This is a genomic window from Perlabentimonas gracilis, assembly GCF_011174675.1.
In the GTDB taxonomy this organism is placed as follows: Bacteria; Bacteroidota; Bacteroidia; order Bacteroidales; family Tenuifilaceae; genus Perlabentimonas; species Perlabentimonas gracilis.
Window position 1 is genome coordinate 14,175 of the sequence record NZ_JAANIG010000033.1, and the last position, 14,129, is coordinate 28,303.

The 14,129-nt window shown below is 44.8% G+C and carries 12 protein-coding genes and 1 tRNA gene; all 13 read left to right on the plus strand.

All coding sequences use genetic code 11. The features are described 5' to 3' along the window. Positions 1-4: 4 nt before the first annotated feature. The 13 genes from G8O23_RS13195 to G8O23_RS13255 all read left to right on the plus strand — a co-directional run bounded on the left by G8O23_RS13195 (position 5) and on the right by G8O23_RS13255 (position 14,042). Positions 5-1,243, plus strand: a complete 1,239-nt coding sequence (locus tag G8O23_RS13195) for a M48 family metallopeptidase (RefSeq protein WP_166365604.1) — start codon at positions 5-7, stop codon at positions 1,241-1,243. 59 nt (positions 1,244-1,302) lie between these two features. Beyond that, a tRNA-Thr gene (locus G8O23_RS13200) sits at positions 1,303-1,375 on the plus strand. Between the two features lie 50 nt (positions 1,376-1,425). Next, positions 1,426-2,679: a competence/damage-inducible protein A gene (locus G8O23_RS13205; protein WP_166365606.1), complete on the plus strand. Its 1,254-nt coding sequence runs from the start codon at positions 1,426-1,428 to the stop codon at positions 2,677-2,679. Between the two features lie 99 nt (positions 2,680-2,778). Then, positions 2,779-3,021, plus strand: coding sequence for a 50S ribosomal protein L28 (gene rpmB, locus G8O23_RS13210; protein WP_166365608.1), 243 nt, complete (start codon positions 2,779-2,781; stop codon positions 3,019-3,021). A gap of 11 nt (positions 3,022-3,032) precedes the next feature. Then, positions 3,033-3,215, plus strand: a complete 183-nt coding sequence (gene rpmG, locus G8O23_RS13215) for a 50S ribosomal protein L33 (RefSeq protein ID WP_166365610.1) — start codon at positions 3,033-3,035, stop codon at positions 3,213-3,215. An 11-nt stretch (positions 3,216-3,226) separates the two neighbouring features. Then, positions 3,227-3,385, plus strand: a complete 159-nt coding sequence (locus G8O23_RS13220; protein ID WP_166365612.1) for a DUF4295 domain-containing protein — start codon at positions 3,227-3,229, stop codon at positions 3,383-3,385. A 95-nt stretch (positions 3,386-3,480) separates the two neighbouring features. Continuing rightward, positions 3,481-4,431 carry a signal recognition particle-docking protein FtsY gene (gene ftsY, locus G8O23_RS13225; RefSeq protein ID WP_166365614.1) on the plus strand — a complete coding sequence of 317 codons (951 nt, stop codon included), beginning with the start codon at positions 3,481-3,483 and terminating at the stop codon, positions 4,429-4,431. 119 nt (positions 4,432-4,550) lie between these two features. Next, positions 4,551-5,726 (plus strand): trans-sulfuration enzyme family protein, encoded by a 1,176-nt coding sequence (locus G8O23_RS13230; protein ID WP_166365616.1) that lies wholly within the window; start codon positions 4,551-4,553, stop codon positions 5,724-5,726. Between the two features lie 13 nt (positions 5,727-5,739). Continuing rightward, positions 5,740-7,077, plus strand: coding sequence for a DmsC/YnfH family molybdoenzyme membrane anchor subunit (locus G8O23_RS13235; protein ID WP_166365618.1), 1,338 nt, complete (start codon positions 5,740-5,742; stop codon positions 7,075-7,077). 68 nt (positions 7,078-7,145) lie between these two features. Further along, positions 7,146-9,323, plus strand: a complete 2,178-nt coding sequence (locus G8O23_RS13240; protein WP_166365620.1) for a hypothetical protein — start codon at positions 7,146-7,148, stop codon at positions 9,321-9,323. A gap of 26 nt (positions 9,324-9,349) precedes the next feature. Further along, on the plus strand, positions 9,350-11,401 hold the full coding sequence (locus G8O23_RS13245; protein WP_166365623.1) for a molybdopterin-containing oxidoreductase family protein: 2,052 nt from the start codon (positions 9,350-9,352) through the stop codon (positions 11,399-11,401). Positions 11,402-11,527: 126 nt separating this feature from the next. Then, positions 11,528-12,109 carry a DJ-1/PfpI family protein gene (locus G8O23_RS13250; RefSeq protein WP_166365625.1) on the plus strand — a complete coding sequence of 194 codons (582 nt, stop codon included), beginning with the start codon at positions 11,528-11,530 and terminating at the stop codon, positions 12,107-12,109. A 649-nt stretch (positions 12,110-12,758) separates the two neighbouring features. Beyond that, positions 12,759-14,042 carry a dihydrolipoamide acetyltransferase family protein gene (locus G8O23_RS13255; protein ID WP_166365627.1) on the plus strand — a complete coding sequence of 428 codons (1,284 nt, stop codon included), beginning with the start codon at positions 12,759-12,761 and terminating at the stop codon, positions 14,040-14,042. Positions 14,043-14,129: the final 87 nt, after the last annotated feature.

Genomic DNA, 14,129 nt, shown 5'->3' on the forward strand with positions numbered 1-14,129 from the left:
TTTTATGAATACCCTACTTCTTATAATCCTAATAATAATAGTTTTAGAGTTTCTACTTGAGCTAATACTTGATTTACTAAACCTAAAAGCTCGAAAGCAGCCAATTCCAACTATCCTGTCTGATGTATACCCACCCGATAGGTATAAGCAACAGCAAAGCTATAAGGTCGAGACTACCCATTTCTCGTTATTTCAAAATAGCATTAGCACACTTGCTATTGCTTTGGTACTATACTTTGGCCTGTTGGGTACGCTCCATGGTTGGCTTGCTGAGTTTAACTTTGGGGATATTGTTACTACGCTCATATTCTTTGCTATAGTGGGTTTTGTTGGATGGATTACTTCACTTCCATTTTCCGTATGGGGTACCTTTGTGATTGAAGAGAAATATGGTTTTAACAAAACCACCAAGCGACTTTTTGTGGTCGACTCTATAAAATCGTTGCTAATCAGCTTTATTATTGGGGGTGGGATTTTGGCAATCGTTACTTGGGTGTATCATCTCACCCAGGAGTGGTTTTGGATAATTGCCCTTGGGATTATGCTTGTTTTTTCGTTATTGGCCAACGCACTCTATTCAAGGGTCATTGTGCCACTATTCAATAAACAGCAACCATTGCAGGAGGGCGAACTGCTTAATGCTATAAAGGATTTTGGCCAAAGAATTGGCTTTCCGGTAGGTAAAGTGTTTGTTATCGATGGTTCAAAGCGTTCAACCAAGGCCAATGCCTACTTTACAGGATTTGGGAGCAATCGAAGGGTTGTGCTTTACGATACGCTAATTGAAAAGATGAGTACCGAGGAGATAGTCGCAGTGCTTGCCCATGAGGTTGGTCACTATCGTAAACATCATATATGGATAAATTTTGGACTAGGGGCTGTTCAATCGGCCATAATCCTCTACCTTTTTGGTTGGCTAGCTCAAAGTTCAGCCCTTTCAATTGCGCTAGGTTTCGAGTCTGCAAACGAGCCAGTTTTCCACCTCTCGCTATTAGCATTCGGCCTACTTTTCTCGCCCATCGAGACCATTTTAGGGGTGTTTACCAACAGGTTAAGCCGGACAATGGAGTATCAGGCCGATGCTTTTGCCGCAAAACATAATCAGGGTAAAGGGTTGATATCTGGATTGAAGCAGTTATCAGCTGAAAATCTTTCTAATCTTACTCCGCACCCTATGTATGTTCTTGTAAACTATTCGCACCCCACCTTGCTTCAAAGGATCAATAGGATTAACGGTGAGTAATTTTTTCAGATTCGAAACTATTACCTGAAAAATAATCTACTTTTGCTAAAAATATACCTGCCTCTTTAGCTCAGCTGGCAGAGCAGCTCATTCGTAATGAGCAGGTCGTGGGTTCGAGTCCCATGAGAGGCTCTATTTAAGGGTGGTTAATGGCTGCCTAATTACTGTTTATAAGCTGATGTATGTACGCCACTATAATAACTATAGGTGAGGAAATTCTTATTGGACAAATTGTCGACACCAATTCAGCGTGGATGGGCAATGAGCTCAATAAGGTTGGGGTTAAGGTTCGGCAAATCATTTCAATATCCGATACAGATGAACAGATTAAAAGCACAGTTAAACAATCGATTAACGACTCTGATATTGTGCTAATAACCGGAGGTCTTGGTCCAACCAACGACGATATTACCAAACAGGCTATTTGCCAACTTTTTGGTGGTGACCTTGTAGTTCATGAGCCCACCCTTGAGCACATTCGACAAATATTTATAAAACGAGGCTTACCATTAACAGAGCTAAATGCTAAGCAAGCCGAAGTGCCCAGCAATTGCGAGGTGCTGCACAACCGTATGGGAACAGCTCCCGGCATGTGGTTTCAGGTCCATGGTAAGGCGGTTGTGGCCATGCCCGGTGTTCCATTCGAAATGAAGGCCATTATGCATGAGCATATTTTGCCTAGACTTTTTGCATTATCAGGCGGTGAAAGCATAGTTCATAGAACAATTCAAACTTTTGGTCTACCCGAATCATTTTTGGCCGAAAAGCTTACCGAGTGGGAGGCCAAGATGCCCAATAATATCAAGGTAGCATACTTACCAAACCCAACTTCAATACGTATAAGACTTTCTTCATCAGGTCATAAAAAGGAGTTAGTTGAATTAGAAATACAAAAGCAAGTTGAAACGCTGCTGAAGATAATTCCCAACAACATCTTTGGCTACGAGGACGACACTATGGCCTCAGTAGTTGGAAATTTGCTGGCCAATGATGGCTTTAAACTTTCGGTGGCAGAAAGTTGTACTGGTGGAACCATTGCTCATTTAATAACCCAACAACCTGGCTCTTCTCGATATTTTACCGGAGGAGTTGTGGCGTACTCCAACCAAGTAAAAATTAGTTCCCTTGGTGTGGATAGTCAACTTATCGAAGCACACGGCGCAGTTAGCCAGCAGGTAGTTGAGGCTATGGCCACTGGGGTTATGAAGGTACTTAATACCGACTATGCCATTGCAACCTCGGGTATTGCTGGTCCAACCGGAGCTACACCAGGTAAACCCGTGGGTACAGTGTGGGTGGCTGTATCGTCACGGCAAACTACTGTGAGCCAGAAATTAAACTTTGGTTCCGACAGGGAGCGAAATATTCTGCGGAGCTCCGTCGCAGCGCTCAATATGCTAAGGCTATTGATTCTAAGTGAGAAAAAAATGCAATAAAGAGGAATTTTTTTTCAAAATGCTTTGGAATTTTAGATAAAAATAGCGTCCTTTGCGCACTGTTTTGAAAATCATACAAATCCAAAATACACAGGAGAGATGTCAAGAATTTGTCAGATTACCGGAAAGAAATTAATGGTTGGGAATAACGTTTCTCACTCTAACAAGAAGACCAAGAGAAGATTTTATCCCAACGTTATGAACAAGAGATTCTTCCTTGAGGAGGAGAACCGCTGGGTAACCCTTAAGGTATCAGCTGCGGGTATCCGTAACATCAACAAGAAAGGTTTGAAGAGCGCTCTTAAAGAGGCTCAGCAAAAAGGTCTAATTAACATCTACTAAAGAATACTGCTATGGCAAAGAAAGGTAATAGAGTACAGGTGATTATGGAGTGCACAGAGCACAAGGAATCGGGTATGCCTGGCACCTCTAGGTACATTACAACCAAGAACAAGAAAAACACCCCCGATAGGATCGAGCGTAAGAAGTACAATCCTATTCTGCGCAAGGTAACCGTACATCGTGAAATCAAATAAAACATTAAGTTATGGCTAAGAAAGTAGTTGCATCTTTACAAAAAGGTGAGGGAAGAACTAACACCAAGTGCATTAAAATGGTGAAGTCGCCCAAGACTGGTGCCTATGCTTTCCGTGAGGAGATGGTGCCCAATGCTCAAATCAAAGACTTTTTCGACGGAAAAATCTAGTTTTTTCCTTGAGATACTCAATTCGTATTAAAGCTTCCTGATTAATTGGGAAGCTTTTACTATTTTTACCCAATTCATTCCAAAATTAAGTTGCTATGGGAGTATTCGGACGTTTTTCGGGTAGTAAAAAGGAATCTCTGGACAAAGGCCTAGAGAAAACCAAGGAGAGCCTCTTTTCGAAACTCTCAAGGATTGTGGTGGGCAAGTCTACGGTTGACGATGACGTGCTCGATAACCTTGAGGAGGTGCTCATTACTTCGGATGTGGGTGTGGAGACCACCCTGCGGATAATTGAGCGAATTCAGGAACGTGCTGCCCGCGAAAAGTACATAAATACCAGTGAACTCAACCAGATACTTAAGTCTGAAATTGCAGAACTTCTTGCCCAAAACGAATCGGGCGATGTGGATACTTCTATCGATACTCCCGATGGATCGCCTTATGTTATTATGGTTGTGGGTGTTAATGGCGTAGGGAAAACCACTACCATTGGTAAACTTGCCCATATGTACAAGGGTGTGGGGAAAAAGGTGTATTTAGGTGCTGCCGATACCTTTAGGGCTGCTGCTGTCGATCAGCTTACCATTTGGGCCGAGCGGGTGGATGTACCCATTGTGAAACAAACTATGGGTTCCGATCCTGCTTCTGTCGCTTTCGATGCGCTTTCTTCGGCTAAGGCTAATAATGCCGATGTTGTGATAATCGACACAGCGGGCCGACTGCACAACAAGGTAAACCTAATGAATGAGCTCTCAAAGATTAAGAGGGTGATGCAAAAGGTTGTTCCCAATGCTCCGCATGAGGTGCTTCTTGTGCTCGATGGTAGCACTGGTCAAAATGCCTTTGAGCAAGCAAAACAGTTTACCCTGGCCACAGAAGTTACTGCCCTTGCCCTTACAAAGCTCGATGGTACTGCCAAGGGTGGCGTGGTGTTGGGAATATCCGATCAGTTTAAAATTCCTGTGAAATACATTGGTGTTGGTGAAAAAATGACCGATCTGCAGATTTTCGACCGGTTTGCTTTCGTTGAGTCGTTGTTCTCGTAGCAACATAAAATAGTTAATAAATACAGAATGGTGAGGGCAATTTTATTGCCCTTTTTTTGTAGTTTTGGTGGCCGTTCATTTCTGTTTTCAATAATGTACAATCTATTCAACAAATAGATATGAAGAAGAATAACCCCCTAGCCACCCGTACGCCCATATACCGCGATACTGGATTTCATTTGGTGGATATCCCCACTATGCAGCAAGCATTTGCCAACGAGCACGACTATTCTCGCAACCCTGAGCTTTATATTTATGGTCGATATCGAAACCCGAACGTTGCTGCTGCTGAGGAGATGATTATGGAGATTGAGGGGAGCCAATGGTCAGTTCTTGCCCAGTCGGGCTTGGCAGCCATCGATATTGCCCTATCCATTTTTCAGGAGCACGATAACCCGGGTAGTTGGCTTTTCTTCTCTGAGATTTATGGGGGAACCAACCACTTTATCGACAATGTACTGATTAAACGTCGGGGTATGGATATTCACCGCTTTTTCCCCGATGGCGATGAGTATTCTATCGAAAAGTTCGAGGCAACGCTTAGAGAATTAAGGCCAAAGGTAGTGCTATTCGAGGCCATCTCAAATCCAATGCTAATCACGCTTAATGGCGATAGATTTATTGAGGTAGCCAAGCGGTATGGTGCACGGGTTATTGTCGACAACACCTTTGCCACTCCATTCCTTTGGAAACCATTGGATAGTGGTGCCGATATTGTTCTCCATAGCGCTACCAAGTATCTTGCTGGCCATGGTTCCATCTCTGCGGGTGTACTCTCAGGCAATTGCCCTGAGCTGGAAAAAGCCGCTTTAGAGTACCGTAAGCTGGTTGGACACATGCTCTCGCCCGATGATGCTGCAAGGCTCTGCGAACAGCTAAAAACCTTCGACCTTCGATTTCAACAGCATTGTCACAATGCGTTTGAACTGGCCAAATTTTTAAGTAACCATAGTAAAATTGAAAAGGTGCTTTACCCTGGATTGCCCACCCATACAACCCATACCAACGCCGTAAACCTATTCGGCAGTAAGGGGTACGGAGCAATTATCACATTCGATATTGAAGGTAAAAACCCCGATGAGAAGCAAAAACGGTGTAACCAGTTCATAAATCTAGTTAAAGACCATATCCTGTTGGTGCCAACGCTGGGCGATGCCGACACCATTCTAATGCCCATTGAGCCTGTTTGGGGCGATAAGTACCCTTTTCCGGGAATGATTCGTTTATCAGTAGGTATAGAAAATACAGAGTGGTTAATTAACTTGATTTCTCAAGCGCTCAATTCGCTTGACTAGCATTACATAACCTATGGGAACTACAAGGGGTTTCATTTTCGATTACAGTAAATGCGTTGGTTGCCATGCCTGCGTCGTTGCCTGTAGTGTCGAAAACTCTACTGTGCCCCCGCTAAGCTGGCGGAGTGTTAACCACTTCAATAAGCAGAAGCTACCTCTTTTGGGCTATGTTCATCTATCTCTTGCATGTAATCACTGCCAAGAAGCACCCTGCCTTAAAGCCTGCCCAAGTGGAGCGTATAGGGTAGATACTGAAACAAATGCCGTAATTCATACCCCTGAGTTGTGCCTTGGATGTAAATATTGTACATGGGCTTGCCCATTCGATGCTCCAAAGTACAACCACAAAAGCGGAGTGGTGGAGAAGTGCCATTTCTGCTTTCATCGGCTTAAGGATGGGCAAATTCCTGCTTGTGCCCAAAACTGCCCAACAGGAGCACTATCGTTTGGTGAGATTGAAGAGAAGTCAAGCCCCAATGCTTTTGGGCTATCAAATCGGGAGATCTATCCACGGATAAAAATACTGGGGGAAGATGTAAAAGCCAATGTGCCCCAAGCTGATGTGGAAGCAACAACTACAGGGGCCGTTAGCAGTAAGAGAATTTTAGCTCAAGCTAAAGGAGAAGTTAGAGAGTGGCTAAATGAATGGCCATTGGCTTTGTTCACCTTTTTAGCCGCATTGCTGGTGGGGTGGCAGTGGGCTGGCATTGTGAGCCAAAGCATTTCCCTTTCACCTTGGCTATTTGCCATAATAGGTGGCACAGGGATGTTGGCCAGCACTTTGCATCTGGGGAAACCTACGAGAGCCTATTTGTCAATCAATAATCTTAATACAAGCTGGCTGTCAAGGGAGATTTTAATGTTTGGGTTATTTATGGCTACAGGTTTTGGCTCAAAGCTTTTCCCTGTTGCTTCACTGCAAATTGTGTCGATGGTTTTTGGAGTGTTTCTGCTTCTCTCCATCGAGATGCTATACGTTACCGTTAGCCAAGGTTTAAAAACATTGGTCACCAGTGGCAACACGTTTGGTATCGCATTAGTTTTTGCTTCGCTTTTTGCCCAGCAAATGGATCTATTGATAGTGCTACTGGCACTTAAAACAATGCTTTTTATTATAACCATTGGGCATAGCCAGTTCAAACCATCTGCAGTAATGGCTCTTTTATCTTTGTTCCGTATATCAGTTGGTTTTCTTGTCCCCTTTGGTCTTATATCTCTAAAAAACGAAAACTTTACTTGGGTGCTACTGGCGGTTGTAGTTGTAGGCGAATTTTCAGATCGATTGGCCTTTTATTACCAATTTAAGCCCGAACGCCCTTTCGATGAAATATCCAGCAGTGTATTCAAGTGATTTAACTTACATAGCTGTTAGTAACTTATAAAGCCTTTTGTCGTACAATTGTTATTAAAATTCTAAAATTGAAGAGCACAACATACATAACTAGCCCATCAAAAAGTATAAGGGTAGCGCTAATAATTATTCTTTCATTCTTTGGTTCTGTATCTGTAGCACAGGATGGACTTGAAGTGATTGGTCGTTTAATTGTTCGAAGGGCAAGCACCGACGACGCTTCCATAATACTTTACAAACAGGGTGCTGAGGTTAAGCGCTTGACTCCTGGTAGGGGTGGGCGATTTGATTTTATGCTCGATTATGATTCAGACTATATTATTAGTTTTGAGAAGCCTAACTATGTTTCCAAAAAGATTAGCATCAACTCTCGCATCCCCAGTACTGCTCAGAAAAGAGCATTTACAATCGATTTTGAGGTGGAGTTAGAGCCTCAAACAGACCAAAGCGCCTTAAAAGTCTACAACAATCCAGTGGCGAAAATACTTTTTGAAACTAGACGTAATGATTTTGGCTTTGATGTTGATTACTCAGCAAGTTTCCAGCGAGATGTAGCCGCAGAGGAGCGTAAAATTGCCGAAGAGGCCAAGAAAAAAGCAGCCGATGAAGAAAGGGCACGTATAGCAGCAGAGGCGACCAAGCGTCGTCAGGAGGAAGAAGCCCGGAAAAAAGCAGCAGAACAGGCTCGTATTGCAGAGCAGGAGCGTCAACGAAAAGAGGCTGAAGCCAGAGCTTTGGCTGAAGCACGGGTCAAAGAAGAGGCTCGAAAAAAGGCTGAGGAGGAAGCCCGAAAAGAAGCCGAAAGGATTCGAATTGCCGAAGAGGCTCGCAAAAAGGCCGAGGAGGAAGCGCGACTCGCCGAGCAAGAACGTGTTAGGAAGGAGGCAGAACAGAGACGATTGGCTGAGGAGGCACGTCGTAAGGCTGAGGAGGAAGCACGGATAGCCGAGCAGGAGCGTCAGCGAAAAGAGGCCGAAGCACGAGCTTTGGCTGAAGCTCGTGCGCGAGAAGAAGCACGCCAGAAAGCCGAGGAAGAAGCTCGCAAGGAAGCCGAGCGCAACAGGCTTGCCACAGAAGCGCGTCGTAAAGCCGAGGAGGAAGCTCGACTGGCCGAGCAAGAACGTGTTAGGAAGGAGGCAGAACAGAGGCGTTTAGCCGAAGAGGCACGCCGTAAGGCTGAGGAGGAAGCACGTATAGCTGAGCAGGAGCGACAGCGAAAAGAGGCCGAAGCACGAGCTCTGGCAGAAGGTAGAGCGCGAGAAGAGGCACGCCAGAAAGCCGAGGAAGAGGCACGTCAGGAAGCCGAGCGCAACAGGCTTGCCACAGAAGCACGCCGTAAAGCCGAGGAGGAGGCTCGTCAAGCAGAACAGGAACGTGTTAGGATGGAAGCAGAGCAACGCCGTTTGGCTGAAAATCTTCGACTAAAGGCTGAGGAAGAAGCACATATAGCTGAGCAGGAACGTCAGCGAAAAGAGGCCGAAGCTCGCGCCCTGGCAGAAAGTAGAGCGCGAGAAGAGGCACGCCAGAAAGCCGAGGAGGAGGCACGTCAGGAAGCCGAACGCAACAGGTTTGCCACAGAAGCACGCCGTAAAGCCGAGGAGGAGGCCCGTCAGGCTGAACAGGAACGCATAAGGCAGGAAGCCGAACAACGTCGACTTGCCGAAGAGGCTCGTCGCAAGGCTGAGGAGGAAACTCGTTTGGCTGAGTTGGAAAAACAGAGGAGTGAAGCAGAGGCTATGGCGTTAGCCCAAGCAAAAGCTAGGGAAGAAGCTAGGAAAAGGGCTGAGGAGGAGCGCCTTCTTGCTCAGCAGGAGCAACAGCGACTTGCAGAGGAAGTGGCCAGAAGGCGCGCTGAGGAACTTCGTCAAGAAGAGGAACGTATTCAAAGGGAAACCGAAAGAATTCGTGAGCAAGAAGAACGTATACGCCAACAGATTCTCAAGGAACAACAGCAAAAACAGGAGGAACTTGTTAGGCAGGCCAATGAACGAAAGCTGCAAACAATGGCACAGCAGAGTGCTAACAAAGGAAATCCAATACCTGTTGAGAACCTAAAAGAAATGTACGGCACCGAAGTAACAGTAGAGAAGTTCGAATTGAATAAAATAATTTTAACCAGAACGGTTACAAATCGAGAGGGTGTAATTACATTCTACACCAGGGTCGAGCATGATAACGGATCGGTATACCATTTTAAAAATGGTGAGTTTATCACAGCTTGGCAATACACCAACGAAACCAAATAACCCATATAGCAATATCTTTTTCAATAATGCAAGTATTTACCACAGCCTGCCCTCGTAACTGCTATAGTACCTGTACTTTTAATGTGTATGTCGATAATGGCAGGGTGGTTAATATCTCTCCAAATCCTTTAAATAAAGCAACCCCCGAAGGAATCTGCCTAAAAGGACTAAGCTATGTGGAACGAGCAAATTCTCCCGATAGAATTATCTATCCTCACCGCAAGGATAGCAAAGGCAAATTTCATCGAATTAGCTGGGACGAAGCATTCGACTCCATCGCCGGTCGTCTATTGCACTACAAGGAGCATTACGGATCGCAAAGTGTGCTCTTTTATGCTGCCAGTGGAATGTCGGGTTTAATCAACGAGCTTAGCGGCAAGTTTTGGCGCGATATCTATGGCGGAGCCACGACCGTATATGGCAACCTATGCTGGCCTGCTGGCCTTGAGGCTACTCGTCTTACCCTTGGCGAGAATAAGCACAATGTTCCATGGGATTTGGAGAATGCCAAGCTAGTTGTGCTCTGGGGGAAAAACCCTGCCGAGAGCAATATTCAGGAGATGATACCACTGGGCAAGGCGCTCGATAATGGGGCGCAGCTTGTTGCCATCGATCCTCGCCGAACTGATTCCACCCAAAGGGCATCGTTACTCATTCAGCCTGTTCCTGGAACCGATGCAGCGCTGGCGCTTGCCGTTGCCAATTTGTTGATCCTAAATAATTGGATTGATAAGGATTTTATAGATAAGAATGTATTGGGTTTCGATCAGTTTAAAGAGCACGTTAAAGACTATACATCGCTTTGGGCATCTGAAATAACGGGTGTGCCCGAAGAGTTAATCTACAAGTTAGCTTGGAGCATAGGCAATATTAAGCCAATGACTCTAATTCCCGGTTACGGGATGCAGCGTTACAGCAACGGTGGGCAAACCGTTCGGTGCCTGCTAGCATTGTCGGTTCTTAACGGAAATATTGGTAAGCCTGGTGCATGTTGGCACTACGCAAACCTGCAGAGCTACGTGTTCGACGATGTGCTGGAACCGCTTTGTTACTACCCCCCAGTTCAACCCGATGGCATTACCCGCCGTTCAATAGCAACTGCTCGGCTGGGAGCCGATATGCTAGCCACAAAAAATCCTCCCCTAAAAATGGTTTGGGTTGAGAGGGGAAATCCTTTGGCACAAAACCCAGATACCTCTACGGTTTTAAAAGCATTTCGTAAGCTCGATTTCAGGGTGGTGGTGGAGCAGTTCTTCACCGATACCGCTTTGAAGGCCGACATTGTACTACCTGCCAAGAATATGTTCGAGCAGAGCGATATTATTGGCTCGTACTGGAATCCCTACGTGCAGCTTAAGCAAAAGGTGGTGGAACCGGCAGGCGAGGTGATGCCCGAGAATGAAATCTATTATCATTTAGCCCTAAGGCTTGGTTTTGCTAAGAATGAGGTTGAGAAAGTGTTAATTCCTCCCGGAGATGCAGGGGTTAATAATTTTCTTAGCGAGAAGCTAAGTCGATTTCCAGAACTATCTATGGAGCAACTTAAAAAAAGTCCGGTATTAGCCCCAGGATTAGAGGAAATACCATATTCTGACAATATCTTTAAAACCCCAAGCGGAAAAATTGAGCTATACTCCCAACAGGCTCAAAAATTGTGGGGCGTAAGCCCATTGCCCACATTCGACAGGCCCGTAGAAGGCTATTCCAAAGATAAAAAGCAGATGGAATACCCACTGCATTTAATGAGCCCCAATACCAAGAATCGTATTCACTCACAGTTTGGTAACCTGCAGGTTATTAAAATGTTTAATCCAGTGCCGTTTGTAGAGATCAACCCTTCCGATGCCGAGCTTCGTCGCATTAAGGATGGCGATAAGGTAAGGGTTTATAATGCTCGGGGCGAGGTCACAGTTGCTGCTCAGCTAACCTACTCGCTCCGCAAGGGCTGCGTGGTTATTCACAATGGCTGGTGGGGAGCCCAAGGATGTGCGCTCAACGTGTTATCCTATGGCCGCGAAACCGATATGGGACACGGTACTGCTTTCCATGATAATATGGTGGAGGTGGAGAGGGCTTAAAATAGATCAATTCCTTTGTATGCATTAATATATATGGCTGTACCTTATTGTGCTGAACAGTTAAATTGTGGCTTCACAATGTTTTCCGTTCATGGCATATTGAACCTTAAACTAATATAAGTCAAGATGAAAAAAGTACTACTATTACTTCCTAACGGATTTGAAGTGCTCGAGGCCAGCGCCTTTATTGATGTGATGGGGTGGAACCATCTTGAGGGAGATGGATCGACAATGCTATACACCTGTGGATTACGTAAAGAAATAGTAAGCTCGTTTAACCAACGATTTATCGTCGATATTTTGATTGATGAGGTGGATGTCGAATCATATGATGCATTGGCTATTCCTGGAGGATTTGAGGAGTATAGCTACTATACCGACGCATACGACGAGAGGGTACTAAATCTGATTAGATCATTCAATGATAAGAGTAAGGTTATTGCCTCAATATGTGTTGCTGCATTACCACTGGGTAGGAGCGGAGTGTTAAACGGCAAAGATGCTACAACCTACAATTCTCCCAAAAGACGTGAGGCTTTGCTAGGCTATGGAGTAAATCTAGTTGATAGCCCAATTGTACAAACGGGTAATATTACAACCTCATACGGGCCATCCACAGCAATCGATGTAGCGTTTTTGCTCCTAGAGCAGCTAACCTCACAGAGCAATACCGATGCTGTAGCTAAGCTTATGGGATTTAATAGATAATCCACAGCAAAGTGCCTAAAGTTAAAAGTGCCTAAAGCTAAAAGTACCTAGAGTGCTTAAAGAAACAAATAGTGATTTGTTCTTCCATGTGGTTATGTGAAGATCTATGTCCTCTTTGTGTTAGGTTTGCTTGAACGACGAACGTTAAAATACAGAAAGTCAGAAGCTATCTTAAAACCTCAATCGTTTTAAACAGCCATTAATTCACTGAATAATGTCTGGGAGCAACTTTTTCCCTATTCAATCATTCAATCAACCAACCTGCCTGCTCTGACGCTAGTCAGGCAGCTTGCCTGCTGGCAAGCAGGGTCATTCAATCAACCAATCAGCCTAAGGCAGTCAGGTCTATCAATCAATCAACCAATCTGAATAACCTACAACATATCGTAGACCCAAAACTTTAGGCACTCTATGAACTCTAAACTTTAAACTTTCCTGCCTTTGGCAAATCAATCATACAATCATTCAATCAACCATCAGCCTAAGGCAGGCAGGTCATCCAATCATTCTATATAACCAACAACATTTCGTAAACCCAAATTTTTAGGCACTCTATGAACTCTAAACTTTAAACTTTCCTACCAGCCCTCCCGAACATTTTTTTCACTTCGATGTTTCCTATTTAGAATAATTACAAATAAATAGGAGTATGTTCGAAATAAAGATGCCCAAGTTGGGCGAAAGCGTTGAGCAAGCTACAATTACCAAATGGTTTATTAAAGTTGGCGACACTGTGGAGGAGGACGATAATCTCCTCGAGATTGCTACCGATAAGGTCGACTCTGAGATTCCCTCTCCTGTTGAAGGTAAAGTGCATAAAATACTTTTTAAGGAGAACGATTTAGTGCCAGTTGGAGAAGTTATTGCCATTATTAATACGGGTGATGAGGTGTCCGAAGAAACCGAATCAGACAGTCAATCTGCCGAAGAACCAGAAGCGAAAGAGCACGAGAAAACCGTTTCAAATGATTCGGATATCAACATAAACTCATCGAGCACTAGATTTTATAGCCCGTTGGTAAAGAGCATTGCCAAGCAGGAGAATATTAGCCAGCAGGAACTCGATTCCATTGAGGGAACTGGAAAGGATGGTCGTGTTCGCAAGGACGATTTGCTTGGATTCATAAGCAGAAGGGGAGACAAAAAAACTAGTTCAGCCCATCAGGTTACTAACGAGCCTAAATCTGCTCCAAAGGAGCAAAAAGTTAATGTTTCGGTGAGTGCTGGCGACGAGATAATTGAGATGGATCGTATGCGCAAGCTAATTGCCGAGCACATGGTGATGTCGAAACAGGTTTCGCCTCACGTTACCAATATGGTGGAGGCCGACGTTACTGCGCTGGTTAAATGGCGCGAGATGATGAAGGAAACCTACCAGAAAAAGTACAAGACCAAGCTAACCTTTATGCCATTATTCACCGAGGCAGCAGCACGAGCATTAAGAGATTTCCCAATGGTTAACTCATCGGTTAATGGCGATAAAATTATCGTAAAAGGTAGCGTAAACATTGGAATAGCAGTGGCCAAACCTGATGGTAACCTAATTGTTCCAGTGATTCGCGAAGCCGATAAGCTGAACATCCCGGGACTGGCCAGCGCAATCAACAATTTGGCCGAAGCGGCACGTACCAATAAGCTTTCGCCCGATGATATCCAGAATGGAACATTTTCCATCACCAATTTTGGAACTTTCCGAAATGTAATGGGAACGCCCATTATCTCGCAACCTCAGGTGGCCATTTTGGCCACGGGAACCATTGAGAAGAAACCTGCCGTGGTGGAGACCGAGCATGGCGATATCATTGTGCCCCGTCACAAGATGTTCCTAAGCCTATCGTACGATCATCGCATAATTGATGGCGCGCTGGGTGGAGCCTTCCTGCGCCGTGTGGCCGATTACCTCGAGCAGTTCGATGCCAACAGGGAAGTATAATTGATTAATGATTTGTAGTAGAGGTTGACCTGTCAGCGTCCGAAGGTCCTGACAGAGTCTAAACATAATTGAATGAATGATTGATCT

Coding starts and splice junctions, on each gene's coding strand:
- G8O23_RS13235 (WP_166365618.1), top strand. CDS start 5,740: ATGGGAACTACAAGGGGTTTCATTTTCGATTACAGTAAATGCGTTGGT.
- G8O23_RS13255 (WP_166365627.1), top strand. CDS start 12,759: ATGTTCGAAATAAAGATGCCCAAGTTGGGCGAAAGCGTTGAGCAAGCT.
- ftsY (WP_166365614.1), top strand. CDS start 3,481: ATGGGAGTATTCGGACGTTTTTCGGGTAGTAAAAAGGAATCTCTGGAC.
- rpmB (WP_166365608.1), top strand. CDS start 2,779: ATGTCAAGAATTTGTCAGATTACCGGAAAGAAATTAATGGTTGGGAAT.
- G8O23_RS13250 (WP_166365625.1), top strand. CDS start 11,528: ATGAAAAAAGTACTACTATTACTTCCTAACGGATTTGAAGTGCTCGAG.
- G8O23_RS13230 (WP_166365616.1), top strand. CDS start 4,551: ATGAAGAAGAATAACCCCCTAGCCACCCGTACGCCCATATACCGCGAT.
- G8O23_RS13205 (WP_166365606.1), top strand. CDS start 1,426: ATGTACGCCACTATAATAACTATAGGTGAGGAAATTCTTATTGGACAA.
- G8O23_RS13195 (WP_166365604.1), top strand. CDS start 5: ATGAATACCCTACTTCTTATAATCCTAATAATAATAGTTTTAGAGTTT.
- rpmG (WP_166365610.1), top strand. CDS start 3,033: ATGGCAAAGAAAGGTAATAGAGTACAGGTGATTATGGAGTGCACAGAG.
- G8O23_RS13245 (WP_166365623.1), top strand. CDS start 9,350: ATGCAAGTATTTACCACAGCCTGCCCTCGTAACTGCTATAGTACCTGT.
- G8O23_RS13220 (WP_166365612.1), top strand. CDS start 3,227: ATGGCTAAGAAAGTAGTTGCATCTTTACAAAAAGGTGAGGGAAGAACT.